At 44.1% G+C, this 26,778-nt stretch carries 29 protein-coding genes; 9 read left to right on the top strand and 20 right to left on the bottom strand.

All coding sequences use genetic code 11. From position 1 onward, the window contains the following. The 3 genes from NFR88_RS06505 to NFR88_RS06495 all read right to left on the bottom strand — a co-directional run bounded on the left by NFR88_RS06505 (position 1) and on the right by NFR88_RS06495 (position 1,955). On the bottom strand, positions 1 to 894 hold the full coding sequence (locus tag NFR88_RS06505) for a Fic family protein (protein WP_251614341.1): 894 nt from the start codon (positions 892 to 894) through the stop codon (positions 1 to 3). Between the two features lie 258 nt (positions 895 to 1,152). After that, on the bottom strand, positions 1,153 to 1,440 hold the full coding sequence (locus NFR88_RS06500; RefSeq protein ID WP_251614339.1) for a hypothetical protein: 288 nt from the start codon (positions 1,438 to 1,440) through the stop codon (positions 1,153 to 1,155). A gap of 11 nt (positions 1,441 to 1,451) precedes the next feature. Further along, positions 1,452 to 1,955, bottom strand: a complete 504-nt coding sequence (locus NFR88_RS06495) for a hypothetical protein (protein ID WP_251614337.1) — start codon at positions 1,953 to 1,955, stop codon at positions 1,452 to 1,454. Positions 1,956 to 2,130: 175 nt separating this feature from the next. Here NFR88_RS06495 and NFR88_RS06490 point away from each other — a divergent pair, with 175 nt between their 5' ends. Both NFR88_RS06490 and NFR88_RS06485 read left to right on the top strand, forming a co-directional pair. Next, entirely contained in the window at positions 2,131 to 2,370 is a 240-nt protein-coding gene (locus NFR88_RS06490) for a helix-turn-helix domain-containing protein (protein ID WP_160200837.1), read from the top strand. Positions 2,371 to 2,506: 136 nt separating this feature from the next. Next, a complete protein-coding gene (locus NFR88_RS06485) occupies positions 2,507 to 2,746 on the top strand; it encodes a helix-turn-helix domain-containing protein (protein ID WP_160200836.1) in 240 nt (79 codons plus the stop codon). 198 nt (positions 2,747 to 2,944) lie between these two features. On the opposite strand, the gene NFR88_RS06480 is transcribed toward NFR88_RS06485, so the two are convergent. From NFR88_RS06480 to NFR88_RS06440, 9 genes are all read right to left on the bottom strand, one after another. After that, entirely contained in the window at positions 2,945 to 3,691 is a 747-nt protein-coding gene (locus NFR88_RS06480) for an aminotransferase class IV (protein WP_251614335.1), read from the bottom strand. A 12-nt stretch (positions 3,692 to 3,703) separates the two neighbouring features. Then, positions 3,704 to 5,164 (bottom strand): aminodeoxychorismate synthase component I, encoded by a 1,461-nt coding sequence (pabB, locus tag NFR88_RS06475; RefSeq protein WP_251614452.1) that lies wholly within the window; start codon positions 5,162 to 5,164, stop codon positions 3,704 to 3,706. Positions 5,165 to 5,199: 35 nt separating this feature from the next. Continuing rightward, positions 5,200 to 5,874 carry an anthranilate synthase component II gene (locus tag NFR88_RS06470; RefSeq protein ID WP_307726235.1) on the bottom strand — a complete coding sequence of 225 codons (675 nt, stop codon included), beginning with the start codon at positions 5,872 to 5,874 and terminating at the stop codon, positions 5,200 to 5,202. A 499-nt stretch (positions 5,875 to 6,373) separates the two neighbouring features. Further along, on the bottom strand, positions 6,374 to 6,505 hold the full coding sequence (locus NFR88_RS06465) for a Rid family hydrolase (RefSeq protein WP_463602657.1): 132 nt from the start codon (positions 6,503 to 6,505) through the stop codon (positions 6,374 to 6,376). A gap of 55 nt (positions 6,506 to 6,560) precedes the next feature. Then, entirely contained in the window at positions 6,561 to 6,839 is a 279-nt protein-coding gene (locus NFR88_RS06460; protein ID WP_463602658.1) for a flavodoxin, read from the bottom strand. Positions 6,840 to 6,846: 7 nt separating this feature from the next. Next, positions 6,847 to 7,335, bottom strand: coding sequence for an HD domain-containing protein (locus tag NFR88_RS06455; RefSeq protein ID WP_160200830.1), 489 nt, complete (start codon positions 7,333 to 7,335; stop codon positions 6,847 to 6,849). 14 nt (positions 7,336 to 7,349) lie between these two features. Then, a complete protein-coding gene (locus NFR88_RS06450) occupies positions 7,350 to 7,970 on the bottom strand; it encodes a helix-turn-helix domain-containing protein (RefSeq protein WP_465250576.1) in 621 nt (206 codons plus the stop codon). A 279-nt stretch (positions 7,971 to 8,249) separates the two neighbouring features. Continuing rightward, the gene (locus tag NFR88_RS06445) at positions 8,250 to 9,548 is read right to left on the bottom strand and encodes a tyrosine-type recombinase/integrase (protein WP_251614331.1); all 1,299 of its coding nucleotides are present in this window, start codon (positions 9,546 to 9,548) and stop codon (positions 8,250 to 8,252) included. Positions 9,549 to 9,650: 102 nt separating this feature from the next. Beyond that, entirely contained in the window at positions 9,651 to 10,280 is a 630-nt protein-coding gene (locus tag NFR88_RS06440) for a helix-turn-helix domain-containing protein (protein WP_016301857.1), read from the bottom strand. 175 nt (positions 10,281 to 10,455) lie between these two features. Here NFR88_RS06440 and NFR88_RS06435 point away from each other — a divergent pair, with 175 nt between their 5' ends. The 6 genes from NFR88_RS06435 to NFR88_RS06410 all read left to right on the top strand — a co-directional run bounded on the left by NFR88_RS06435 (position 10,456) and on the right by NFR88_RS06410 (position 15,830). Beyond that, entirely contained in the window at positions 10,456 to 10,686 is a 231-nt protein-coding gene (locus NFR88_RS06435) for a helix-turn-helix domain-containing protein (RefSeq protein ID WP_016301858.1), read from the top strand. A gap of 658 nt (positions 10,687 to 11,344) precedes the next feature. Beyond that, positions 11,345 to 12,847 carry a MobA/MobL family protein gene (locus NFR88_RS06430; RefSeq protein WP_251614329.1) on the top strand — a complete coding sequence of 501 codons (1,503 nt, stop codon included), beginning with the start codon at positions 11,345 to 11,347 and terminating at the stop codon, positions 12,845 to 12,847. Between the two features lie 111 nt (positions 12,848 to 12,958). Further along, positions 12,959 to 13,816 carry an NUDIX domain-containing protein gene (locus NFR88_RS06425; protein ID WP_251614326.1) on the top strand — a complete coding sequence of 286 codons (858 nt, stop codon included), beginning with the start codon at positions 12,959 to 12,961 and terminating at the stop codon, positions 13,814 to 13,816. A 46-nt stretch (positions 13,817 to 13,862) separates the two neighbouring features. Next, entirely contained in the window at positions 13,863 to 14,297 is a 435-nt protein-coding gene (locus NFR88_RS06420) for a GNAT family N-acetyltransferase (RefSeq protein ID WP_016301861.1), read from the top strand. Beyond that, positions 14,266 to 14,841, top strand: a complete 576-nt coding sequence (locus NFR88_RS06415; RefSeq protein WP_251614324.1) for a M24 family metallopeptidase — start codon at positions 14,266 to 14,268, stop codon at positions 14,839 to 14,841. Before NFR88_RS06420 ends, NFR88_RS06415 begins: the two co-directional genes overlap by 32 nt. 173 nt (positions 14,842 to 15,014) lie before the next feature. After that, entirely contained in the window at positions 15,015 to 15,830 is an 816-nt protein-coding gene (locus tag NFR88_RS06410; RefSeq protein WP_465250575.1) for a KilA-N domain-containing protein, read from the top strand. Between the two features lie 40 nt (positions 15,831 to 15,870). On the opposite strand, the gene NFR88_RS06405 is transcribed toward NFR88_RS06410, so the two are convergent. The 4 genes from NFR88_RS06405 to NFR88_RS06390 form a co-directional block, all read right to left on the bottom strand. Next, complete coding sequence (locus NFR88_RS06405; RefSeq protein ID WP_016301864.1) at positions 15,871 to 16,110, bottom strand: DUF6061 family protein; 240 nt, start codon at positions 16,108 to 16,110, stop codon at positions 15,871 to 15,873. Positions 16,111 to 16,642: 532 nt separating this feature from the next. Further along, positions 16,643 to 17,752, bottom strand: coding sequence for an aldo/keto reductase (locus NFR88_RS06400; RefSeq protein ID WP_251614322.1), 1,110 nt, complete (start codon positions 17,750 to 17,752; stop codon positions 16,643 to 16,645). 190 nt (positions 17,753 to 17,942) lie between these two features. Next, positions 17,943 to 18,734: a zinc dependent phospholipase C family protein gene (locus NFR88_RS06395; RefSeq protein WP_251614320.1), complete on the bottom strand. Its 792-nt coding sequence runs from the start codon at positions 18,732 to 18,734 to the stop codon at positions 17,943 to 17,945. Positions 18,735 to 18,760: 26 nt separating this feature from the next. Continuing rightward, on the bottom strand, positions 18,761 to 20,347 hold the full coding sequence (locus NFR88_RS06390) for an ABC-F family ATP-binding cassette domain-containing protein (RefSeq protein ID WP_161908901.1): 1,587 nt from the start codon (positions 20,345 to 20,347) through the stop codon (positions 18,761 to 18,763). A 198-nt stretch (positions 20,348 to 20,545) separates the two neighbouring features. Here NFR88_RS06390 and NFR88_RS06385 point away from each other — a divergent pair, with 198 nt between their 5' ends. After that, a complete protein-coding gene (locus tag NFR88_RS06385; protein WP_160200825.1) occupies positions 20,546 to 20,923 on the top strand; it encodes a desulfoferrodoxin family protein in 378 nt (125 codons plus the stop codon). 63 nt (positions 20,924 to 20,986) lie between these two features. Here NFR88_RS06385 and NFR88_RS06380 read toward each other — a convergent pair whose 3' ends face one another. From NFR88_RS06380 to NFR88_RS06365, 4 genes are all read right to left on the bottom strand, one after another. Next, on the bottom strand, positions 20,987 to 22,909 hold the full coding sequence (locus tag NFR88_RS06380) for an ABC transporter ATP-binding protein (RefSeq protein ID WP_161908902.1): 1,923 nt from the start codon (positions 22,907 to 22,909) through the stop codon (positions 20,987 to 20,989). Continuing rightward, complete coding sequence (locus NFR88_RS06375; RefSeq protein WP_251614318.1) at positions 22,902 to 24,689, bottom strand: ABC transporter ATP-binding protein; 1,788 nt, start codon at positions 24,687 to 24,689, stop codon at positions 22,902 to 22,904. Before NFR88_RS06375 ends, NFR88_RS06380 begins: the two co-directional genes overlap by 8 nt. Before the next feature lie 307 nt (positions 24,690 to 24,996). Further along, entirely contained in the window at positions 24,997 to 25,974 is a 978-nt protein-coding gene (bsh, locus tag NFR88_RS06370) for a choloylglycine hydrolase (protein ID WP_251614316.1), read from the bottom strand. 159 nt (positions 25,975 to 26,133) lie between these two features. Beyond that, on the bottom strand, positions 26,134 to 26,628 hold the full coding sequence (locus NFR88_RS06365) for a shikimate kinase (RefSeq protein WP_251614314.1): 495 nt from the start codon (positions 26,626 to 26,628) through the stop codon (positions 26,134 to 26,136). Positions 26,629 to 26,778 lie beyond the last annotated feature (150 nt).

The raw sequence follows: 26,778 nt of genomic DNA, 5'->3' as shown, positions 1-26,778 counted from the left end.
TTATTCTTCCAGAATCATCAAGTAACGATCCAGTCTTGCATTCACATAACCTGCAAACAGCTTTTCCATTGTACCAAGATTATGCTTTACATGGTATTCATCAAACGCATTGTAATAAAAAATGCGATCTGTAAACTTAATGTCAATCGGCGGATATCCGGCTTTCATCAATTCCAAATTCACAAGCAGCCTTCCAGTTCTGCCGTTTCCGTCAATAAAAGGATGAATCCTCTCAAACTCAATATGAAATCGTGCGAGCCTGCTAATAATATGTTCGCTACTATTTCTATAAGCCTGCAGCAACTGTTCCATCTCAGACTGGATCAAATATGGCTGTACCGGCTCATGTTTCGTGCCCATAATCCTGACGGGGATTTTTCTGTAAACCCCTCGATCCTGTGGTTTATCTGCCAACACAAGATAATGAATCTGCTTGATGATACTCTCCGATAAAGGCGCCTGTTCCTTTACCAGATCCTGCACAAAATCAAACGCCTCTTTATGCCCGACTGCCTCCATATGGTCTTTTAACGGCTTCCTGTCAATCGTCAACCCACGCAAAACCATGTCTGTCTCACGCAGGGTCAGCGTATTTCCCTCAATTGCATTAGAGTTATAGGTATACTCAATAATGAATTCCTCAGTCAAACGTTCCAGTTCTCCCTCTGTCAGTGGGCGTCTGGAATCTAATTCCATTTTCTTCCTGTCTATGACCGTCAGCAAACTTTCTGTTGCCTTAAAACGCCCATCCTCTGGCTTTTTCGCCTCTGCCGGAATCATCCAACTACGCCCTTCACGGGTAACACCTAAGATCTTCCCTTCTGCGCAAAGTATACGCACTCGTCTATCAGAAATCCCCCACTTTTCTGCCGCCTGCTTTACCGTCATATACATAAAGATTGTACCTCTCTTCCGAAAATAGTATATCCTATTTTCGGAATAATATCAACTTGAAAGGAATAATGTTTTATCGTATTCGGAATAATAAAAACATCCTGATCTGATTAACTCCATGTCCACGGCACAAGCACACCTTCCTTAAAATTCCAAATCAAGTCCCCCCTACTTGGTCCGTATTCATTTTCACTTCAAAGTGTTCGCAAAGCACCAGATACCCTGCATATTTTTTTGATGATACCCACACTTGTCTTTTCAATCCCCTCCCAGCTCTTCTGGCAAATTAAATTCATAGATCAGAAAACTACACATGCCGTGTTCTTCCATTTCTTTCAAAGTGTTTACCGCATTATCTGCCGACAAATCTTCCGTTCTACATCTATCTGATTCTAACTCGGTCAGATAAGCTTCAATCGATATCATTTTCTTCACTACATTTTGAAGAATTTCCGGATCCCATTGACAGGATATCGCAATGGTTCCAAGTATCGCTTCAAAAATATCCGCCTTCGCTTTCTCCTGTGCATCTATCCGATTATCCATATCACATCTTCCTACAAATTGGAGCACCTAATCTCTTTCAACCTTTTTTCTATTTCCATAATACACTCAGATAAATCTGCTATTTCAATTTTATCATATAATTCAAATGTAAAATGCATCTCAAAGTATTCTCCCCTTTGAGAAATTGAAAAACTATCTGCAACAGATAAAATTGCATTAAAGTCTGTCAACCCTTGAACTCTATCGATGTCTAACATAAGATTATTTCCAATGTAAATTAGTCCTGCATAGCAGGTATCCTCACATGTATTCATTTTAACACATCCACCCTGTATTTCTGCAATATTGCAAAGTGCTGGATATAATATATCTATAAAATTATCCCACTTCTGTTTATTTTTTCTTCTTTTATACTGTGATTCCCTCGTTTCCACCAATAGCTTTACCAAGTCAAAGTATTCCCTTTGCTCATTTGTCAGAGGCGTTTTCTCCTCTTTTTCAAAAACTAATCTGTCCCATTGATATTCTTCAATGTAATTCATTTCTTTTTTCATACTGCAACTCCCTATTAAGCAAAATTAAACTAATGAAGAATGGCTTATCTAAAGCTTTACTATATTTAGGCATGGATACTAGAAATTCCTCGGTTTAGTACATTTACAGGGACTATTTTGGCATTACATTAACCTATAATAATTAGTACAGTCACAGGGATTGGTGGAAGTACAAATGCAACTAAACAAAGCTATAAGCGAACGTCTATTGGAACTACTTGCAGAACGTAATATGACGCAGTATCAACTTTTTACTAAAAGTGGCGTACCTAAATCCACAATAGGAAATGTGGTTAATTGTTCTTACACATCTGTAAAATTACGTATCATCCACGAGATGTGTCAAGGGCTTGGTATTACATTATGCGATTTTTTTCACTCATCGTTATTCGATGATGAAAATCTTGAGCCCTAAACCTCAAATCAATATGTCAAGTTTAGAATATCATTCTCTTCTTTAAGTATACCATGAAACGCTCAACTAGTACAGCTACAGGTTCTATCTTTTTTAAAATTCCACTTATAATTATGATTGCAAGGTGGTGATATATATGCAACTGAACGAAGCGATAAGCCAAAGGTTATTGGAATTGCTTACTGAACGCAATATGACACAATATCAGCTTTATATTAAAAGCGGCATCCCTAAATCAACAATAAGCAATGTGATTCATTGTTCTTATCCATCCGTAAAACTGCGTATCATTCATGAAATGTGCCAAGGACTTGATATTGCGTTGTATGACTTCTTTAAATCGCCATTATTTAATAATGAAAATCTTGAACCCTAAAAGCCAATATGTCTCTTAACAGCATATTGGCTTTTCATTTCAATTCTTTGGACAAAAGACTCCCGGTCTCCATTACGCTTCCCATTGACTCTTTTAATATATTGTTTTTCTTTTAAATGAAATGCCCTTTTCGCCGTTCTATTCCTTTAACCTGCGATAATAGAACAGCTTTTTCTTGCAAAGACATCTACTAATCGTTTAAAGGCGCTGGACGGTCAGATAGGCCTTTTGACAGATCTGTGCCTGCTCTCTCGTAAGGAATTTCTTTTCTCCTAAGCAGTTCACAGGCATAACGCCCATCAGGGAATTGGTCACGAAGCATTCCTCCATCTTCGAGACATCCTCCTCCCTTATCACACACTCTGTCACCGGGAAGCGCTCCAAAATGAAGCGGCGCAGGATTCCCGGAAGAAGACCGCAAAAGACAGGCGGCGTATAAAGCCTGCCCTCCCGGACAAAGAAAATATTCGTTGTGGTTCCCTCACAAATCTCTCCTCGGCTGTTTCGAAAAATCAGCTCGTCCGCACCCAAGGACACTGCCCTGCGCTTCTCCATGATGCAGTCGCCGTAGTTCATGGTCTTGTGGCGCACAAGGGGTGAGGTCTCGTTCCGGTATACGCTGCTGTATACCAGTCGAAAGCCTCTTCTTCGCTTCTCGGGTGTGTAGGGATTTTCGCGCATGGTAAAAAGGCTGTTTTTCTCGGATACCATGATTTTTAGAGCGCCGTGATCCAAAAAAGCCTGCGCCCCTTCTCCCTCTTTTATAGAAGTAAGGTAGTCCTGAACCTCCCTCTCGGTGATACTCCTAGAAATTCCCAGTTGCTTTAGAGAGACCCCGAGCCGTTCCAGATGCCAGTCGAGAAAAACCGGCCGCCCGCACTCCAGCGCTACAGTCTCAAAGACCCCCAGCCCGAATTGATACCCCTCATCCAATGTAATCTGCATAGCTGCTCCTTCCTACTTCGTATCCGCACCGTTAAAATCCGCCCCTGCGCCCAGCTTTGCCACCTCGACCCCTGGGACGTCTGCAGCAATCTCCTGCTCCCCAACGTTCAGCGCCTCAAGAAGGGCTCTGGCCTTTTGAAGCGTCTCCTCATACTCAAATTCCGGCTCCGATTCACAGGTGATTCCGCCGCCTACGCCCAGGTAATAGATGCCGTCCTGACAGAGGGCTGTCCGGATCACAATGTTGAAATCGCAGTCCCCGTCCAGGGAGAGATAACCCATAGAGCCCGTATAGAGGTTCCGCCCACTGTGCTCCAACTCATCGATAATCTCCATGGCCCGCAGCTTCGGTGCTCCGGTAATGGAACCTCCCGGAAAAGCGGTCTCCAGCAGATCCATGACCGTCATCTCCGGTCCAAGCTCCCCAACGATATTGGAAATCAGATGAAAGACCGTGGCGTACTCCTCCACTGCAAAGAGCTCCGTCACCCGCACGCTGCCTGGAACACAGACTCGGTTCAGGTCGTTGCGCTCCAGATCCACAATCATCAAAAGCTCGCTCTTGTCCTTCTTTGACTGCTCCAGTTCCCTTCGAAGGAACGCATCCTCCTTCGGCGTACTGCCCCGTTTTCTCGTGCCCTTGATCGGCCGCGTCTCAACCCGACCGCCTCGCACCTGCAGAAAACGCTCCGGGGAGGCGCACACCACCTGAAAGCTTCCATAGTTGAAATAGCCCCCAAACGGTGAGGGATTGTTCCTGCGCAGCTTCCGGAACATCTCATAGGGCGGCACCGGACTTGTAATGCGAAGCTGCTGCGTCATGTTGGCTATGTAGATGTCCCCCTCTATGATATACTCGATCATGCGCTGAACAGCGGTCAGATAGGCTTCCTTTGTAAAGTTTGCGCAAATCTCTCCCGGCTCTCCCTGCCCGGCAGAGCTGTCTGCGACCAACATGCCGGGCGCATTTTTGCTGAAGCTCTTCATCGCAAAGACCTCGTCCGCCGCCTGCCCTGCTGCCTGCCGCACAAGTCCCAGGAGCTCCTCCAACTCCTCATCACAGTCCCGCCCATGACCGTTGGAGATTAGGAACAATTTCTTCTGCCTCTTATCCTCTATCACAAAGCTGTCGTAGAAGATGAGGATAGAGTCGGGAATCTTCACCTCCGCTCTGTGCCGTGTCCTCACACCCTCCTTTTCTCTTCCGTATTCATAGGAAAAATAGCCCACGGCCCCGGAGGCCAGCGGAAGGCCTGTACGGTTTTCCTCCCTGTGCTTCCGCAGATACATCTTGACATAGTCCTCAAAGCTTTCCTCCAAGACCTCGCCATTTACCGTAAATTTCTCCGCCTTTACCAGCTTTAGGTAAGGGTGAAGCCCGATGATCGAATAGCGCCCCAGATCATTTTCCAGGGAGGAATCGAGAAACACGCTGTCCTCCCAATCCTGCACCAGAGAAAATATCCGCTCCATATCAGGGTATTGCTCAAGCTCATGTATCAGCTGCATCAAAATTCCTCCCTTCCGTAGCCGTTCTCCCAGCTCAACGCTTCCGCAAAGTGTGCCTCCCCGGACCAGCCCAAGGGCTGGCTCGGCTCCGGACGCCATATTCCCTGCTCATACCGTCTGCATATGCCGCAGAAATTCCCCAAAAGCTCCCGACCGTGCTGGGTCAGCACAGCCTCCGGGTGAAACTGTACCCCGTAAATCGGCATAGTCCTGTGCGCAAGGCCCATGACGACCCCGTCCGCGCTTCTGGCCGTCACCCGCAGGCAGGCAGGAAACCGCTTCTCCGACACCACGAGGGAATGATAACGTGTCACCTCATACTCGGCGGGCAGCCCTGCAAACAACCCCGTTCCGTCATTGCAAAGCTTCGTGATTTTCCCATGCATGGGACGTTCCCCCTTGCATACATTTGCCCCGTAGACCTGACCCAGAACCTGGTGTCCCAAGCATACGCCGAGTATCGGAATCTGGTTCTGAAATTCCCTAAGAACACTTTTAGCCTCCACGGCGTCAGAGGGTCGTTTCGGGCCCGGGGAGAGGATAATCCCCTCCGGGCGAAGCCTACGTATCTCAGCCAGACTTACTGCGTCCGCCCGCCGCACCAGCACCTCCTGCCCCAGCTCCCTCATATAGGCGGACAGATTATAGACAAAAGAATCGTAGTTATCGACCATAAAATACATAAAAAAAGACCCACCTCGCTTTCTGTTGGATTCACAGTCGTTTATCCTAAAGCAAAATTAGGTCCGTAACCTGTATACACCGTATTATATAGAAAAAGAAACCGAATGTCAAAAGGTTTTAGTTCAGCCGCAGACTTATACGGAAGTTTGACATCCTTATCGATGTAGAAATCTAGCTGCTTTGTCATAATATCCGCCTGTACAATAGTCTTTAAATCATGCAGGGTCTCCGGAAGAGAGTTCTCCTTTTGTTGAGGAATGTAGTTTTCACGTCTTCTGCCAGCTATCGTATTGTAACGGGAAGAACCACCAGCACAATTCCGCCCCTATGATAAGCCCTATGGTTTATTTCTTCCGTTTACTTAATCGCATCGTGTTCTGCCCTCTGTGGTTTAATCCTGCTTCTGAACCTTTTTCTATAAAACGCTCATTTATATGTCGCATTCAATGCTGATATTTCTCAGCATGCTACATTAGCATTACGCAATAATTATTTTTCCGCAATCGCTTCAATTTCACAAAGAACGCCTTTTGGGAGCGCTTTCACTGCAACACAACTTCTTGCCGGGCACGATGTAAAATGGGCAGCATACACCTCGTTAAATGCAGCAAAGTCTTCCATATCCGCAAGAAAACAGGTTGTTTTATCACCTTATCCATGCTGCTTCCCGCTTCGTTTAGAATTGCTCTACCCGTGCTTTCAGCTCTGACTCAGACAATTTGCCATTCAGCATTTTTCCCGGAAGAAGTACTGCCCCCGGACAGCTGTCCACAAGGTTCTCGTTGGTTTTACCCATACCGCTGCCACCCGAAGTCGCAAAAGGCACGATGGTTTTACCGGAAAAATCATAGCTTTCCAAAAATGTATTGATGATAGTCGGGGCAATGTACCACCAAATTGGATAACCCACAAACACCACATCATATTGTTCTATATCTAATGCTGCGCCTGCCAATCCGCCCTCACCTAAGATAGATCGAATCCAAAAGCCCCTTTCCTGTTTCCGTCTTTGCGACTTTTCCTTTGAATGCCTCAATCTGCGCCCTTGACATCTGCGCTTCCGATGCATTGACCAGAAAGTCCGCTTCTACCAATATCTGATAGTCCTGTCCATCTATCCCTGAAAAGGTGTGATGGTGCGATACAAGATAAATTACCCGCTCTAGCACCTCTTCAGCCAAATTAAACTCAAAAAGAAACGGTCTAAGCAGCGCCTCGCTTTCCGCCTCCTGGTGTTTTCCATCGGTATTACCATACTTTTCCCGGCAGAGTGGGCAGGCAATATCGTGAACAATTGCAGCCATCTCCAAAATATCCTGCGTCTTCTCATCCAGACCCTCCAGCTTGCCAATCATCCCTGCATAACTGAGCACCTTTAAGAAATGTTCGACATCATGCACACTACCTTCATAAAAATCTATCATCTTCTGTATCATTTGTGCTTTTTTCATGGATTATCTCCTCATTACATTTTGTATTTTACCGAAAACGGCTTTTTTACAAAGATAAAACTTACAGCCAAAACTGTAAAGAATACCAAGCTAAAAATTAACGTATGAAACATTCCACTGGGATAAGGCGCAATCCAGCCTTGTTTAAAAACAAGTATCGAGATATATCCTGTCACCATAGAAACTGGCATTAAAGCAATTCCAACTATATTAAGCCAGTTAATATAAAACGATGCTTTTTCCATTGACAATAATCTCCCAATAAAATATCCAGCAATTCCCACCGTTTGAATAATCATTGAACCCCAAACAACTTCCATCGTTTGTTCAGCGTACCACCCGCCAAATGCGCAAAATAACCCAATAGCAATAAAAGCTGTTGATGAGATATAAAGTATCTTACTTGCAATCTCTTTGCTTTTTTGTTCTTCACTCTTTATTAGTTCAACGCCTTTTAGAATGTAATCTGTTGTTACTTCAAAAAAGTCACTCATTATAATTATTTTTTCTAAGTCGGGTGTACTTTGTTCACTTTCCCATTTAGAAACAGCCTGCCTTGAGACACCGACTTTATCAGCAAGTTCTTCCTGTGATATGCCCTTTGTTTTTCTTAAATATTGTATTCTGTCTGCCATATTCATTATCAGCACTTCCTTTCATAGTGTGATTATAGCAATATTATCAGTTGCATGACTACCATTTAGGCATGGAAATGTGTCAACTGGCAGTTGCAAAAGTGGGGGGGGAGGACTCCAACTTAATAGAAATCCTCATTCAAATCCAGTTTGTAAGCTTTTTCCATAAGTTTCCCCAGTTTTCAAGGCTTTGCGCTATGCCAACCTCAAAATATGTATCCTTTTCCCTTGTTTTTGCCCTTATGGGTAGGTTACAAGGGAAAGTTTTTCTTATTCAGTTTAATTCATTCCCACAACCTTATCCAAGAGTTTTGCAGATTCCCTCTTTGCCTCCCTTGTAGCGTGTGCATAGACATTTATGGTAGTGCTTACGTCCGAGTGTCCTAAAAGTTCCTGCACATCTTTTGGCTGCGCCCCGTTTGATAACAGGTTTGTTGTGTAGGTGTGCCTTAATGTGTGGAAGTGGAACCCCTCTAACTCCGGTACTTTCCTTGCCGCTGTCCGGCAGGCTGTTTCTACGGTGGCTGGAAGTTCCAGACAGCCATCTTCCCTCAGACATACAAAGGAGATTTCCGTATAATCCTCCGGCACATCCTCTGCCATTCCCAAGTTGTAATACTCATAATGTACCCGATTTTTCTCTGTAACTTCCCTGTAGAAATTCCTGTGGTAGAGTCCGCCATACTGCATACGGTTTTTAAGCTGCTGTTTCCTTGCTTTCTTCAGGATGTCAGCGAGGGCGTTCCCAAAATCAACGATCCGCACTTTCTTCCTTTTTGTCGAGCCGATTTCGTGCTTATGGGTAGCGCCATTGTAGCGGACGCTTCTGCGGACTGTCAGGCATTGTTCCTCAAAGTTGATATCCTGCCAAGTCAGTCCTGCCACTTCCCCAAGCCTGAGACCTGTGAAATAGGCTATCTGTACAGGTAGGATTGCGTCTTTGCTCCGCTTGCCAAGCTGTGCAATCAGCTTTTGGTACTGCTCAAATGACAGTGGATTGACTTTGCCATTGTCGGTGTCCGTTTCTTCCGCAAACAAGTCCATATCGTCCTTTTTATGCCTCATGACTACATACTGCATGGGATTGAACGTAATGTACTGTTTCGGGAACACCGCAAAGCGGAATGACTGTTGTAATACTGCGGAAAATGACTTTACGTAGTCTTTGGAATATCCTTTGGAAACAAAATCTTCAATCGTGCCTCCAAAAGACATGATATCCATGAACTGCTGCAAATGCCCCGAAGTAACCGTTTTTAGCTTTCGTCTGCTTACAGGGTGCTGTTTAATGCGGTTGATCGCCTGAAGATAAGTACCGACAGTTCCATTGCTCAATGTTCCTGTCTTTAATTCTTCCTCTGCCCATGTGTCAAGCAACTGTCCAAGGGTGATATTGTCCGCCTTTGCAATGAATTTCTTGCTTTCGTAATCTTCCATTGCCTGCCTTAACAGCTTTTCCGTTTCGCTTTTGCTTTCTGTTCCTGCATATTCTTTCTGTACCAGATTTCCACTTGCGTCCTCCACATAGAAGCGGTAGTACCATTTTTTTCCTTTCTTCCGAACTGATCCTTTTGCCATAATCGTTTCTCCTTTCGATAAACGCAACCTTTATTGCGTATGGCAATCGGAACTGATGAAATGCTTTCTGCGTGTAAGTATATCATAACTCCGGCTGCCAAGCTATACCGATTCGGATTCTTCCCCCGATACCATAGAAAGAAGATTTGCAAGCCTTATGGTGGCTGTTTCGGGATTTTTGGAATAGAGCCTCACAATATCGCCCATATCGTTAAACATATTTACGGTGTGGGTGATTTCCCTGAGAAACATAATCTCGTTATATTCCTTATTCGATTCAAACCCCATTGTCTGAGCGAGTGCGGCATTTTCCGCATTGTCCTTGAAATTCTTGCAGGCAAACTGAAAAGAATCCACGAACAATTCATATTCCTTCAACATCAGCAGCAGTAAATCTTTGGAAAAATCCGCCTCATCAGGCTTCATATCATAGGGGAGTTTGTTTACGATGGAATTCATCACATCACGAATAAATAATTCCCTATTATCCGTAATGTCCGTTTGGTATTCCTCCGTTTCCCCTTTCAGCCACTTCACAGACACATGGAGTGCTTCTGAAAGACCTTCCAAGACCAGCTTCTTTGTGTTGTCGATTGTTCCCGCCTCATAACGCACGATTGTGGAAGTGGCTACCCCCATCTTCTCTGCGACATAAGGCTGGTTTAATCCCAACTCAACCCTCCGCTGTTTTGCCCTGCTACCGATCAGCTTGCGTAACTCTTTATCTTTCATACTGATACGCCTCCTTTTTCGGTATGGACAAAGTATAGCATAGAAAAAGCAATAATGCAATATGCAACTTAAAAATGATTTTTGAATTGCCATAATGCTTGACAAGAGATTATAAAAGCGTTATAGTAAGCGTACTATCGAAATTGCATTATGCAATTAAAAGGGAGGTGAGTTAATGACCAAAACGAAAATTGCACTATCCATTGAAGAAGCTGCCGATTATACGGGTATCGGGAGGAATACCCTGCGAAACCTTGTAGAGTGGGGAAAACTACCCGTCCTCAAAGTCGGGAGAAAGGTACTTATCAAAATTGATATACTGGAGAAGTTCATGGAAGTGAACGAGGGGAAGAACCTGCGGGATAAGAATGATGTAAAGTCTGTTACAAGAAAATCAGCAGTATAAAAGGCGGCTTCTAAGGAAACCGCCCAATGGTATGTATCAGACCGAAGCCATGATATACCTACACACAAATAAATTATATCATGTGCTTCCTTTTGGTACAAGCGGAAATTTGGGGAAAGCGGAAAAAGTGAGTTGAAAAAATAAGTTAATTTTGGAACAGCCAACTGAAAAAATCAACTTGTTTTGGTATATTCAGTTAAAAAATTCAACAGATGTTTCGGGCGTCATTTTCAATGTGATGTAAGATTGCTGCAAAAATTTAACTGACATTTTAGATATTACTTTTTTGCTATCAAGGTTGCACTTTTTACTATCATAAGTGGCAGCACTTTTTGCTATCACAATGATGGCATTCCAAGGCAGATGACAGCATTTTTAGCTATCATGGCGGCTGATTTTACCGGCATAATCCGAACAGTTTCAAGAGAATATTACCTTCTCTTAAAGCCCTCGGCGTTTGAGAGCGAAATACACCCATTGCACAAACTTCGTTTATGCAATGGGGATTTCGCCCTTGCAGGGAGCAAATTCACGCAAGCGTGAATTACAAATGCTGCTGCATTTGTGAGAACCGCCGCCCTCTCCGCTTTCGCGCATCCGCTACTGCCATTTGCAGGAGGGAGGACAAAGCACAATACAAAGGCATTCATTTATCCGCATGAGCAAGCTGCTTGATGTCAGGGGCAGAATCACTTATATATCCAACCATGCAAAACAGGAAAACCTGTATGCAGTCTATGAAACGACAGACCGCTATTATTGGACGGAGCTTGCAAGATTCAATCAGCAGGAATTTCAAAAAAGCGGCACAGAGGGGGAATGTATCGAGGCGAGGGAATTTATCATTGCCCTGCCGGAATCTTTCCCGAATCTCTATGAGCCAGACAAACTTTTACAGTTGTTCACAGACCGCTTTAAGGAAAAGTACGGTGTGGAGTGCGTATCGGCTCTGCACCATAACAAACGAAAAACAAACTACCATATCCACCTTATTTTTTCAGAGAGGGAGAGATTGCCTGAACCCATAGAAAAGACTGCAACAAGGAATATGTTCTATGATGAGCAGGGAAAACATGTCCGCACCAAAAAAGAGATACTTGACGAAAACGGAAATGTCCGCAAAGGCTGTAAGATTGTGAAGAAAGGTGAGATATATGAGCGGAATCTTTTTACCGCCAAGAATAAGCTGTTCAAGCAGGACGAGTTTGTGGACGAGGTAAAGCATTTTTATACAGACCTTATCAATACTTTGGTAAAGAACGACAAAGAGAAACTACACGTTTTTAACGAAAACGGTCTGTATCTTGCCACTAAGAAGATAGGGAAAAATAATCCGAAAGCGGAACAGATACAGACGGACAACGAATACCGTATGCGTTGGAATCGTGAAGTTGACAGGGCGATTGTAAGCGGCGTGGCAGAAACAGAGATACAACAGATAAAAAAAGAGTACTTCTCTGACCGCATCAAAGAATCTATTGATTTATTCGGCAGTCAGCCGGAACGGTTTGGAACAATCCTCATGAGTGCAGTTGCAGTATTGGCAATGCTGATTTCAAAGGTGCTGCAAAAAGCAAGGGAACTGTCTGCAAAACTCTTTGATACAGAGCAGATACAACCGCAGATGCCTGTGCAAGAACCTGTCCGCCAACCATCCGAAAAGGAAGCACAGACCAAACCGAAGATACCGCCCAAACCTATTATGTCTGCCGAAGCAACCGCCTATCCAAAGCTGTTTAAGATTTACAAGGAACTGAAACGACAGAATAAGATTATTTTTGAGGCAGAAAAAGAACGCAATGCTTTGGAACTTGAGCGTGATGCCCTAAAAGGACTTGCGAAATTTACCAAGAAAGGTGAACTGCAAAGCAAAATTCACCGTAAAAATGAGGAGATTGACATCTTAAAAATCGGCTTGTCCGGCATTGTTAGAAGATATGGTTATCAGAATGTGCAGAATTTTTATCGGATTTACCATAAATCTCATAGTGCTTATATTGCTTATAGGGAACAAGAGGCTGAATGGGAAAAAATTTACGGAAAGGACAATCAAAAACAGGATAGGCAAAGTGTGCTTGAGCGGTTGAAAAATCCGCCAAAGAGAACGACAGATTGCCAGCAACAAATGACGGTTAAGAGCAAGGACCGAAGTGCAAGATAATATTTCAATCCTTGCTCTTACATAACAGTTTTTTAATGATGAATATTGAAAAATATGTTATGATAGGTTTGTAGCAGATAGCTTATAGATTTTGGAGGAATATATAAAAATATGGAAAAATGGGACTTGTATACAAAATATAGAGAAAAGTCAGGAAAAGAGCAGATTCGAGGAGAAAAGATTCCAAACGGTTTCTACCATTTGGTAGTGCATGTATGGATACGAAATTGCAAAGGGGAATATCTCATTTCCCAACGTTCAGTTAGCAGACCAACATTTCCGCTTATGTGGGAGTGCGTTGGAGGTTCTGTTTTGATGGGGGAAAGCAGTATTGACGGAGCACTTAGAGAAGTAAAGGAAGAAGTGGGACTGGATTTACAACCCGAAGCCGGAAAACTCCTTTTTACTAAAATCCGAGGCACTGATGTTAAATATGAATGCAAAGAATTTAATGATATTATGGATGTATGGCTTTTTGAATACGATGGAGACCTGCATTTGGAAGATGCAACAACGGATGAAGTTGCTGACTGTAAATGGATGACAGTTTCTGAGATTAGAAAGTTATATGAAAACAAGAAGTTTGTGCAGACATTGGACTATTTTTTTTGTGTTATGGAAGCAGATGAACCGGATTACAGCCATATTATTGGGAAAATGGTAGACGGAACTGTTGACAGACCATTAGGCACCGCTCATCCTCGTCATTCGGAGATGATTTATCCAATCAATTATGGATATGTAAATAATGTACTTGCCGGTGATGGAGCAGAACAAGATGTTTATATATTTGGAACAAATAAACCGCTAAAGAGTTTTCGTGGCAAAGTAGTCGCAGTATGGCATCGTTTTGACGATGTGGAGGATAAGTGGATTGTGTCTTTGAATGGAGAAGATATTGCAGAAGAGAAAATATTAGGTGACATTTCATTTCAAGAGCAGTTTTTCTATGGGAAATTGTATAAATAATATTAAATTGCAATTGGTATTTATGGAATAGGAAAGGATGCCCCGTATGGTTAGAGAAATAGAAAAAAATGATTTAGAGGGTTTATTAAGATTGTATATGCAGCTACATAATAATCCCATGCCGGAAAAGACCGCAGAACTATTGCAGATTTGGGATACCATTTTTCAGGATAAAAATCATCATGTGATTGTTGCAGAGGAAAATGGAAAAATCGTATCTTCCTGTGTCTGTGTTATCATTCCTAACCTGACGCACAACCAGCAGCCGTATGCTTTTATTGAAAATGTGATAACGGATGAAAAGTTTAGAAAAAGAGGACTGGCAACGCAATGCCTAAACTATGCAAAAGAGATTGCCATAAAAGAAAACTGCTATAAAATGATGCTTCTCACAGGTTCTAAGGAAATAAGTACATTGGATTTTTACAGAAAGGCAGGGTACAACAGTGATGACAAAACAGCATTTATTCAATGGATATAGCGTGGCAAAGGAAACGCTTGACTTATATTTGGAAATGCAAAACCTAAATCGGGCAGCAATAAAGTATGTTGCTGGCATAATTAAAGTCGGGATGAATCTGGCGGATATGAAAGCATTGTGCGAAAATTATTTGTTGGAACATGGCGCGGATTCCTTTTGGTATTGGGATGTTGGTGCGTTTGTTTTTGCGGGAGATGAAACTGCTGTTTCCGTATCAGGCAAAGATTATAAAGTGACAAATAGAATCATACAGGAAAATGATATTATTACGATTGATTTAAGTCCTCAAAAGAATAACATTTGGGGGGATTATGCAAGAACGCTTGTATTTGAAAATGGCATTTTATGTGATAAAACTGACAAAATAAGAAATAACGAGTGGCGCAGCGGATTGCAGATGGAAGAATATCTGCATAAAACTCTAATTGATGTCGCAACGCCGGACATGACATTTGAAGAATTATATTATCTCATGAATGATGTTATTGTAAAAAAAGGATTTCTTAACTGGATTTTCTTGGCAACCTTGGACATTCCATTGTGAAAAACAAAAATGACAGAATATATACCAAAAAGGGAAACCATCAAAGATTATCAGATGTTAAAATGTTTACCTTTGAACCGCACATCAGTCTTCCTGATTCCAAATATGGATATAAAAGAGAAGATATCTATTATTTTGATAACGGAAAGTTAATACAATTATAGACCGCATAGATGAAAGGATTTTATATGGGAAAACTAAATGTTGACGGAACAGAGATACAGGTCTTACAGATTGAAGAAGATGATTATATCTCTTTAACCGATATGGTAAGGAAAATTGACAATGGACCTGCTCTGATAGAAAAATGGTTACGAAACAAGAATACAATAGAATTTCTTGGTATATGGGAAGAAATGTACAATGCAGACTTTAATACTGCCGCCTATGAAGAAATCATGCTGGAGGCGGGATTAAACCGCTTTATTATGTCGGTTAAACAATGGGTAACCCGCACAAATTCAAAGGGCATTGCAGCAAAGGCAGGAAGGTATGGCGGTACATACGCATATAAAGATATTGCGTTTGAATTTGCAAGCTGGGTATCTCCGCAATTCAAATTATATCTTATCAAGGAATTTGAACGGTTAAAGAAAGAAGAACAGGCTCTGCTTGGCTGGAGTGCCAAAAGGGAATTGGCAAAAATCAATTATCGGATACACACCGATGCAATCAAAGTTAATCTCATTCCGCCGGAACTTACACCACAACAAACTTCTATCATTTACGTATCGGAAGCTGATGTGCTGAATATGGCATTATTTGGCATGACAGCGAAACAATGGCGAGATAAGAATCAGGACAAAAAGGGCAATATCCGGGATTATGCGAGTATAAATGAATTGATATGCCTGTCAAACATGGAAAACATCAATGCAGTGCTGATTGAAGATGGGCTGAATCAAAAGGAACGCTTAATAAAGCTTAATAAAATTGCAATACATCAGATGTCTATTTTGGAAGAACAGACCACAAAAGTCCTAAAGTGATTTAATTCCCCCGAATTCGGGGGAATTAAAATTTTTCTTTTTACCATAGTTCAAGGCTGTCTTCTGCATCAATCCACATTTGCAAGTTGCCATCGAGTGCTAAGCGGGCATATTCGAGCGGCTCATCTATTGCTAAGGTATCTAAGGCACATTGGGAGCAGGGAGTAGTCTTTAATCCATCTTCTGCCTTGTTGCAGTCAATCCGCAGAAGATACTCATCAAAGGTGGTTATATCAATGCTGTTGTGGTACATATTATATTCTGCATATATGAACTTCATATCTTATCAGCCCTTCCTTTACTAATTGAATTTTGGGAAAAATTTTAGAAAGCATTTCAATCAGTTCTTCCTGCCTAATTTATTCTGTGTTATAATTTGTTACAGGTTTTTCTTTCCCTTATTTTTGCCCTTATGAGGGTTCGTAACATGAGAGAAAAGGATATAACACGAGGGAAAGCCTAAGGGCAAACTCACTTGCTATAAATTTAGCATTTTCAAGGGTTTGCGGACTTTTTGAAGATAAGATATAACAGTTAATAAATGGTATAAAATATGTCTTATCAGAATTCCAGTTTATCTTTATGCACATTATATCATGATACCCCAATATCGTCATTTCTTTTCTGCTTATCCTGACTAGATGCCAAAAGAAAAACGTGTAGAGAACAATATCTCTACACGCATATATTAAACAGTCCGTGCTGATTGCAGTGTGCAACAATCCAGCCATAGATATCCACTTTCATGCCTACCTTTCGACAGCAACCTACGCTACGTAGATTCCTGACGTTTGCCGTGTATTAATCTGCCGTTAGTCGCCAACAGCTAAGCTATCACTAAAGTACGCAGCAATTTCTTTCATGCGTTCACTCTGACCTACGCCGAAAGGACAGCTTTTGTCGCAGTGGCCGCAAGCGGTACACTGTTCGGCTTTCTTTTCCAGATTTGCATAATGATCGGCTGCCAGGCTATCGCCAACTTTTGCCAGATCGTAATACTTGTTAATCAGACCTACATCAAGTCCCGCCGGACACGGCTGACAATGGTTGCAATACACGCATACACCTTTCACCTCAGCCGGCGTTAAAGACGAAATCATAGAATAGTCTTTTTCCGATGGCGAAGCATCATAGAAACTCAAAATCCGCTGAAGCTCCGCCTTATTCATGATACCCGGAAGCACTGTCAGCACGCCAGGCTTATCCAGCGCGTACTGCAAGCATTGAATTTCCGTCATCGCCTTGCCAAAAGGAGAAGTTTTTTCCGAAAGCAGCTGCCCGGCAGAGAATACTTTCATCACCGAAATCCCGACATCCTCTTTCTCGCAGCGTTTATAAAGTTCCATTCGCTCATCAGAGGCGCCGACCGCATACTCGCCGTGACAGTAGTCATAGCCCGCATTGATGCTGAACATGAGCATATCCACAAGACCCGTATCAAGTCCCAGCGCCGCTACAGAAGGCGTATGGGAAGACATACCGATATGACGCACCACGCCCTGCTGCTTCAATGCTTCTATGTATGCCAGAACGCCGTTATCGAGGTATTTGTTCCACTCCTCTTCCGTATCCAAACAGTGAATAAAACCGTAGTCAATATAATCTGTGTTCAGCTTAGAAAGCTGCCAGTCGATATTTTTCTTCACAGAATCCAGCGCTAAATTTTTCCCATAAACACCGGTGCTGAACTCCGTGCCAAAGTGAATCTGATAGAATACATTCTTTCTAGCATCACCGAAAGCCTTGTCATAATAGTCAAAACAAGCGCTTTCTGCAGCCGCGAAGTCATAAAAGTTAATACCTGCTTCATAAGCCATCTGCAGGGTCTCCACGCCCTCTTTTTCTGTCGCAGGGGTCAGATGCGCGCCCATTCCAATCTCACTTACTCTATCGCCTGTCCGGCGGTTTACACGATATTCCATAACAACCTCCTGTCGGTTTCATTCCAGTTCAAACTTAACTGTTCTCAGTATAACACACCTCGCCAGTCATGTCTAATACTTATGCAGTATGTCAATTCATAATCAAAACGTATGGAGATTATCACAGGCACAAAAATTCGGCTAAAATGCATCTAACTTTTATTTTAGCCGAAACCTTCTACCTCATACCTTATTCAAAATTCCTGTCAAACCGCTTCGCAAGTCTTTCTCCCGTCCGCAGGCTTTTATCGTAACTTTCTATCATAGCAGCAGTCAGAGGTACTGCCTCTTCAAAGAGTTCCCGAAGTTGCCGATTTGTCTCCTCACAAGCCGGATTATCCTTCCTCTGGTTCATCAGACCTTTCAACTGCCCGTAATGGCCCGAAATCTTCATTGCGCCATTGATGATGCCCTGCTTCAAAATCCCCGGCGCCGTGAGCAGTCTCTTTACTTTCTGCAAATCTGCCAGCGAATCCGCCACAATTTTCTCGCTAATACCATCATAAAAAGGCGCTATGGATGCGGCAGTTTCGCCATCGCGCGGCACCAGTTCAGCCGCCGAAAATGCTACCGGCTTTTTACCGTCCTCTCGGAGCAGAAATTTTTCAAATTCCTCTTCAATTTCAAGATGCTCAACGCCTGTCTCAAGGACCATGGAGTTGACATAGCTATGACATTGACTATCCAGCATAAAATGACAGATAAAACCCAGCAAGTAGGCATATTCTCTGCTGTCTACACCCCTTCTCTCCACAACAGAAAGGCCGTGTTCAAAGAACGGCAGCACAGACCGTTTATGAAGCTGATGTCCATAGGTTACAACTCTGTTCTTCCTGTAAGGCTTATAGAAGAAAAACAGATCCGGTCCCTGCAGCCCAATATCAAACTGTACCCTGTATTTCTCTGCAACTTCCCGCAAATCCTCCCTCAAACAGATGAGAACTTCTTTCCCAAAGCGGTGATGCGCATAAAATCCCGGCATAATCTCTGATCCCCCAATCTGAAACCTTAGTTTTCTTCTATATATTCATCGTAGGTGCACAGTCTGTCAACCAGCGTGCCGTCCTTGCGAATTTCCATAATTCTATTGGCAATGGTCTGAATAAATTCATGGTCATGGGATGCAAAGAGCACATTCCCTTTGAAATTTTTCAGACCGTCATTGACCGCCGTGATAGATTCCAAATCCAAATGGTTGGTCGGCTGATCCAAAACCAGCACGTTAGAGCCAAACAGCATCATGCGTGAAAGCATACAGCGCACCTTTTCACCTCCGGAAAGAACCTGTACTTCCTTATAGACATCGTCCCCTGAGAAAAGCATCCTGCCCAAAAAGCTTCGCATAAAGGTCTCTGTAGTCTCGCTGGTGTACTGGCTGAGCCACTCCACCAGATTCAAGCTACAACCGTTAAAAAATTCCGAATTGTCCATCGGGAAATAGGAGTTAGTGATGGTAACGCCCCATTTGTAGGAACCCTCATCTGGCTCCATTTCACCCATGATGATTTTAAATAGAGTCGTATTTGCAATTTCATTTTCTCCAACGAAAGCGATTTTATCCCCTTTATTCACGCGGAAGGAAATGTTGTCCAGCACTTTAACCCCGTCGATAGTCTTGGAAATCCCTTCTACAATAAGAATATCCTTGCCCGGCTCTCTATCCATGTTAAAGCCTACGAATGGATACCGTCTTGAGGACGCCGGCATCTCTTCTACCGTCAGTTTATCGAGCAGCTTACGACGGCTGGTCGCCTGCTTAGATTTGGATTTGTTGGCAGAAAATCGCTGGATAAACGCCTGCAGTTCCTTAATCTTTTCTTCGTTTCTGCGGTTCTGATCCTTCACCATCTTCTGTACCAGCTGGCTGGACTCATACCAGAACTCGTAGTTACCCACATACATCTTAATTTTACCATAATCTACGTCCACAATGTTTGTGCAAACTGTGTTGAGGAAGTGACGATCGTGGGAAACTACGATGACCGTGCCGTCATAATCCATGAGGAAATCTTCCAGCCAGTTGATGGCTTTTACATCCAGATGGTTGGTCGGCTCGTCCAAAAGGATAATGCCTGGATTGCCAAAGAGGGCCTGCGCCAACAGCACCTTCACTTTTTCCTTACCGGAAAGGGCGCTCATCTGGCTATAGAGAATATCGTTGGAAAGTCCCAGTCCCTGCAGCAGCCTGCTCACATCGGACTCTGCCTCCCAGCCGTCCATCTCCGCAAACTCTGCCTCAAGCTCCGCCGCCTTGATGCCGTCCTCATCACTGAAATCTTCCTTCATATAGATGGCGTCTTTCTCCTGCATAACCTCGTAAAGTCTGGCATTGCCCATGATAACAGTATCCAGTACCGTATACGCGTCATAAGCGAAGTGGTCCTGCTTCAAAACCGACATCCGAATGCCCGGCTTGACGGAAACATGCCCTGTAGTCGGTTCCAAATCTCCGGACAAAATCCGAAGGAATGTGGACTTTCCTGCGCCGTTGGCGCCGATAATGCCGTAGCAGTTGCCCGGCGTGAATTTCAAATCTACATCTTTAAACAGCGGCTGCCCGCTGAAGTTTAAACTTACATTTACTACATCAATCACAATTCCTGCTCCTTTATGATATTTTTTGTCTTGAACTGATATTATAACATATATTTAAAAATATAGCAAAACCAACCGTTGCCGCTGCACCTGTTCCCTACACACAAACTCGCGCAGTGCTGCAATTCTCTAGCTATGATTAAATTCCGTGCCCAGGGGGTATATTAATAAAAACAAATCAATCAGGAGGAAATTTGCATGGTAAAATTATTTAAATGCGCCCATTGCGGTAATATTGTAGAAATGGTGGAAGACAAAGGTGTAAAACCCGCCTGCTGCGGTGAAGCGATGCAGCTGATGAATCCAAACACTACAGACGCAGCGCAGGAAAAACATGTGCCCGTTGTTACTATCGACGGAAATAAAGTTACTGTCTGTGTCAGCAGCACCGAACATCCGATGATGGAAGAGCATCACATCGCCTTCATCATCTTGGAGACAAATCAGGGCGTACAGAGAAAATATCTGGATAAAACCGGAAAACCCACTGCGCAGTTTGTTCTCTGTGAAGGCGAAAAAGCAATCGCAGCCTATGAATACTGTAATCTCCACGGATTTTGGAAAGCGGAAATCTAAAGAAAATATGCAAAAAGTCGGACCAGCAAACCTAATTGCCTGTCCGGCTTTTTCTATGTTGCTTCAGCACTCTTCCTGCCCCGACGCGTAAGTTTCTCCATCCGCCATCTGTCTGCGGCTATACTGCAACATATACAGCTGGTAATATCTCCCCTGCTTTGCAAGCAGCTGTTGATGGTTGCCCTCTTCTGCAATTTCGCCATGAGAAAGCAAAATGATGTGATCCGCATGCTGTATCGTAGAAAGACGATGTGCTACAATGAGCATGGTGCCAATATTTCGCATCCTCTCTAGAGAATCCTGAATCAGAAGTTCCGTTTCCGTGTCAATATTGGCCGTTGCTTCATCGAGAATCATCACAGAAGGTCGGTGCAGCACCGTTCTGGCAAAGGACAAAAGCTGCCGCTGCCCAGCGGAAAAGTTATTCCCCCTTTCCCTGACCTCCTGATCCAAACCATGCTCCAGCTTACTGATAAAACTGTCCGCGTTGACATAGCGGCACGCCTGCCAGACCTCTTCATCGGTAAAATCACCCCGTAGCGTCAGGTTACTGCGCACCGTGCCGGAAAACAGGAATACATCCTGCAGCATCTGCCCGAAGTGGCGGCGAAGCGAAGCAATCTTGATTTTTCTGATTTCGATTCCATCAATCAGAATCTGCCCTTCCTGAATATCGTAATTCCTACAAATCAGAGACAGGATGGTCGACTTGCCGGAGCCTGTCGCGCCAACAAAGGCTGCGGTCTGACCCGGATACACATGAAAGGACACACCTTTCAGCACCCACTGACCAGGATTGTAGCAAAACCAAACATCACGAAATTCGATCTCGCCGCGCAGAGTCTCTAGCTCAATCAGCTGCTCCTCTTCTTCCACGTCCACAATTTCCGGCGCCATGTCCATGATAGTGAAAATTTTCTCCGCGGCGGCAAAGGATCGCTGCAGCATATCAAACTGCTCCGCCAAAGTCTGAATTGGATTAAAAAAACGTGAAATATACATATAGAATGTGACAACTACGCCGCTGGTCACCGTCTGTCCAAACAGCTGAAGATCATCAATGTAGCCCCTGCCACCCAGATAAAACAGGCACATCACCGAAGATACATAAAGCATGTATACCATCGGACGAAAAATCCCGAAAACGAAAATTCTGTCCTTTTTTGCCTTCCGTAACGTCTGGCTTTTTGCCCGAAATTCCTCCATCTTGCGTTCTTCCTGATTGAATACCTGCGTAATCTTCATGCCGGACAGATTTTCTGAAAGGTAGGTATTCACATCCGTCGTCGCGTTATTAACCCTGCGGTGCACTTTACGGGAAAAATGCCGAAAGAGTACTGTAAACAGCACCACAAAAGGCACAAAGCACAACACCATCAGGGTCAGCTCGTAGTTGAGCAGTAGCATGGCAAACAGCACGCCGAAGATGACTACCATGTTTTTAATCAGCGTCACTAAAATATTGGTAAACATATAAGAAATTGCATTGGTGTCATTGGTCACCCTGGTAACCAGCTTACCTACAGGAATCGCCGAAAGCTGTCCATGAGAAAGCCCCTCTATATGGATGAAAACATCCTCTCGCAGCGCAGAAAGAATTTTCTGCCCCGTGCGCTGTAAAATCATGGACTGTCCGTAGGTACAGATCATACTGACAATCAAAATTCCTGCGTAAAATCCCACCATCGTCCAAAGATAAGACAGGGCGAACGAACCCTTTACCGTCTCTTCGATATAGCCAATTAAAAGAGGTGAAGTCAAATCATACGCAATCGAAAATAACAAAAGTATAAGTACCTTCAAAAATTCTTTCCGGTAAGGTCTGGCATAGGTCATCAGCCTTTTGATCAGTTCTCCATCTTTCATATGGCGGTCCAAATCCGGCGCTTCTTTTTTATTTTTTTCTACCAGATAGGTCAGTACAAAAATCAGCGTAAAGACACCGATGATTGCACCCACAATCAGAATCGGGAGATAGCTACGCATTCGCCTCATCTCCTCTCTCTTCCAGTTTCTGTAGCTCCACCATCTTGCGGTACGGCAGGCAGCTGTCATAAAGCTGCGCATGGCTTCCTTCCGCCACCAGGCGCCCGTTTTCCAAGAACAAAATACGGTCCATCTGCTCGATGGTGGAAATACGGTGCGCGATTAGAAGCGTCGTTTTTCCCTTCCGCACCGAACGCAAATTCTGCAAAATCATTCTTTCCGTCTTGGTGTCCACCGCTGAAACCGAATCATCCAAAATCAATATCGGCGCATCCTTCATCAAAGCGCGCGCGATTGAAATTCTCTGTTTCTGCCCTCCGGACACCGTCACGCCTCTTTCGCCCAGCACCGTATCGTAGCCAGCGGTAAAGCCGCAGACATCCTCATCAATGTCCGCCATTCTCGCCGCGGTCTGTATGCGATCCATCCCTGACACGTCTCCATCCATTCCAAAGGCGATATTTCGCGCAATCGTATCCGAAAAGAGAAAATTATCCTGCAGCACATAGGCAAACGCCTCCCGCACGGAAGCAATCGTCAGGTCGTTGATTTCCTTTCCATCCAGAAAAATCATGCCGTCATTCACGTTATAGGTTCGTAGCAGCAGATCGACGAAAGTCGTTTTTCCCGCGCCAGTCTTTCCTACAATGCCCACCTGCTCCCCAGCTTTAATCGTGCAGGTAATATCAGACAGAGCTTCCCGCTTTTCGCCAGGATAGTGAAAACAGAGACTCTCAAAACGAATTTCGCCTCTGACATCCTCCAGGACAGACGCACCGGGGCGATCCGTTACGGTCGGCTCCGCATCCAGAAGTTCTCCGATTCGGTTCAGAGAAGCCTTGCCCCGAGAGGTCATGTCGATCAGTTCGGAAACCGCCATAATCGGCCATACTACAGCATTAAAATATCCGATAAACTCTACCAGTTCCCCTGCGTTAAAGACGCCCCGGTAGACAAGATAACCACCATATCCCAGGATGATGCAAATCACACTTTCCACAAACATGGTAACCAGGATGCGCAGAAGTACCGAGGCCTTCGTATGATCGATATTGGCGTTTTCGTTCTCTACATTCAAATTCTGAAACGCCAGCAGTTCCCTTGCTTCCTTTACAAAGGCTTTGATGACAGCAATGCCCGAAAAGCTTTCCTGCGAGAAATCTGAAAGCTTGGAAAAAGCCTCCTGTCTGATGTCCCATTTCACCATCATATAACGGCCTACAACCGTAGCGCTGGCAAGCAGAAGCGCCATAGGAATCAGAGAAAGCAGCGTCAGCACCGCGTCCATCTTCCACATCTTGGCGATTGCCAAAACGCCGAGAAAAAGCGTGTCCAAAAACATCATAATGCCCCAGCCGAAACACTCCTGTACTGTATCCAAATCATTGGTAAATAAACTCATCAAATTGCCGACTTTATTGTGCTGGTAATACGCCAGGCTTAGCCGTCGGCAGTTGTCAAACATATCCTCCCGGAGCCCTGCTTCCACACGGACTGCCGCCCCGAAAAACATCACCCGCCACAAAAAACGGCCGAAAACGATGGCAAGAATAATCCCTGTCATCGGCATGCAGATTCTATCCAGTAAAAAGTCCATATCAAAAGATACTGCCGTTCCGTCAACCTCGACAAAGCCCTGATTCATACCATTTATTACCATCTGATATAAATTAGGAATCGCCAGCTGCAGGCAGTCTACCAAAAGCAGTGCGGCCATGCCGAAGAAAAGCATCGGTGCGTACCGAAAATAATATGGATTGATATGACGTCCAAAAATCAAGGGATCACTCCTTCTTTCATTGTTATACCTTATCATTATAATGAACATTTGTTCTTTCGTCAAGCAAAAGAAAAACCCGCACGTAAAAATGCTAGCGAGTTTGATTGCCTTTACCGTTTTCGCTGCTCCACTACTCCACCGGACATAGATCAGGCTGTGCATATTTTAGAAGATTTTTTGGAATTTCTGCACTGACAGACTGCCTACTTTGTGAACCCGGCTGTAGACCCAGTTGTGAACCTGCTGCCGTAAAGCGAAAGCAGCAAGCCGCGCCCAAGGGAGCGGCTTGCTAGCAAACGCAAAATATTTAGTTCTGCCTGTAAATCTGCTGACCCCGAACCGGCTGATACCGGATCAGTTCCGATGCCTCCAGATTTTCTCTTCGCATATCCACTGCCGAAATCTGATGATTATCGTAGGTAGTATAATAGTAAATTCCTCGATCCGCATTGCAGCAAGCCGTAAAGAGGGTCACCTCGTACTTGCCGTCTCCTAAATCACAGCAGCCACGCTGCTGATCTACTGCGCCTAGAATATGAAAAAACTGACTGACGCTTTCTTCTTCCGAATCATCACTGACCGAGTTCATTTTTACAAAAGAAGCCCGCACAAAGCGCGACTGAGAGGATAAATCTCCCGGAAGCCCTAAAGCGCCCATGCCCCGGCTGTAAGCAAAAAGCGGCAGCTTATCACAAAAATGATTCTGCGGCGCGCAGGTCGACAGGCTCATATAGTTATTCAGCTGAAACATCTGCTCCCCAAAAGTCGGATTGTTGGTCAGTACGCCCACCGGATTATCATAGATAAACAATCCCTCCGCGGTAGATTCTAGCGTGATAGCTTCCTGCTTGTCGGCAATCATCCAGTGCAGCTGCGCCGGCGGAAGACTGTCGCTGTAGGGAGTATCCAAAAGATTCACGCGCGCAAGCAGCTTCCGTGCCTCCTTTACTGAAACGCATTGTCCCAGAAGCCACGGAATCAGTTCAAATTGGGCAAGATTGCACTTCCCCTGTTTCACTTCTTTCTGATACACCGCGTTGCCCACAAAGTTCAGTCCTGCCATACCAAGCCCCGCTTCATTGACGGCCTCATAGTAAAGCGGCTCATCCTCCGGCACATACGCCATCCCAATCATCGCATGGTGGTTTTCCATCGTCTCCATGTTCCGAAAGCGAAACGGATAGTTTCGCGGTGTTATGGTAACCTCGTCCCCATAAGAGAACTCATAATCCAGTGTCCTCCCAAAATAAAAGTCCTTCGTCTTGTACGTAATCGCTGTACACATAAAATTCCTTACCCCAATCTTAACAAGATGCCGCTATGCGGCAAAGTGTATCAAAACGTTCCTATAACAAAACCTTCCTTTCGGTTATTCCTGTAAAAATATCTTTTCCCATTCTTCTCAATTTATGCCACACTTCCTAATTTCATGCACAGATTTCCATCAGTTCAGCGCTGCGGCAATTTTTTCTACTACGTCTTCTACCGTACATTCATCACAGCAAATCGTTACATCCGCATATTTTTCATAAAGCGGCACTCGCTGCTGGTAAAGATCCGCCAGAGTCTGTCCCTTTTCCAAAGTCACGCCGCGGGTTTTAATATTAGACAGCCGCTCAAGCACCGTGTCCAGCGTCACCTGCAGATACACAACGATGCCGTTTTCCTTGAAGCGATTCATCGCCTTGTCAAAATAAATAGCACTACCGCCTGTGGCAACGACATAATCCGCTCCCTTAAAATCCAGCAGCACAGATTCTTCTACCCGATGAAAATACCCATTGCCTCGACTGTCAATAATCTCCTGCAAGGTTCGCTTCTCCCGTTGCTGAATTAAAAGATCCGTGTCCACAAAACCTTTATTTAAAGTTTTTGCAAGAACAACACCCACCGTGCTCTTCCCGCAGGAGGGCATTCCCACTAAAATAATATTCTGCATATTTCGTTTAAACTCCTATCATTTTCACTTAGTTTTTTATTCTACCATAAATCGGTTCAGATAGCAAAGTCAGGCTTGAATCTCTGCAAAAAGAATCATTGGCAAACCACCCCGACCTGATGTACAATATAAGGAGGAAAATAGGAGGCA

The organism is Senimuribacter intestinalis (genome assembly GCF_943192965.1).
Lineage (GTDB): Bacteria > Bacillota > Clostridia > Peptostreptococcales > Anaerovoracaceae > Senimuribacter > Senimuribacter intestinalis.
The sequence above is the reverse complement of the archived record's forward strand: the minus strand, read 5'-3'. Positions and strand labels throughout refer to the sequence as shown.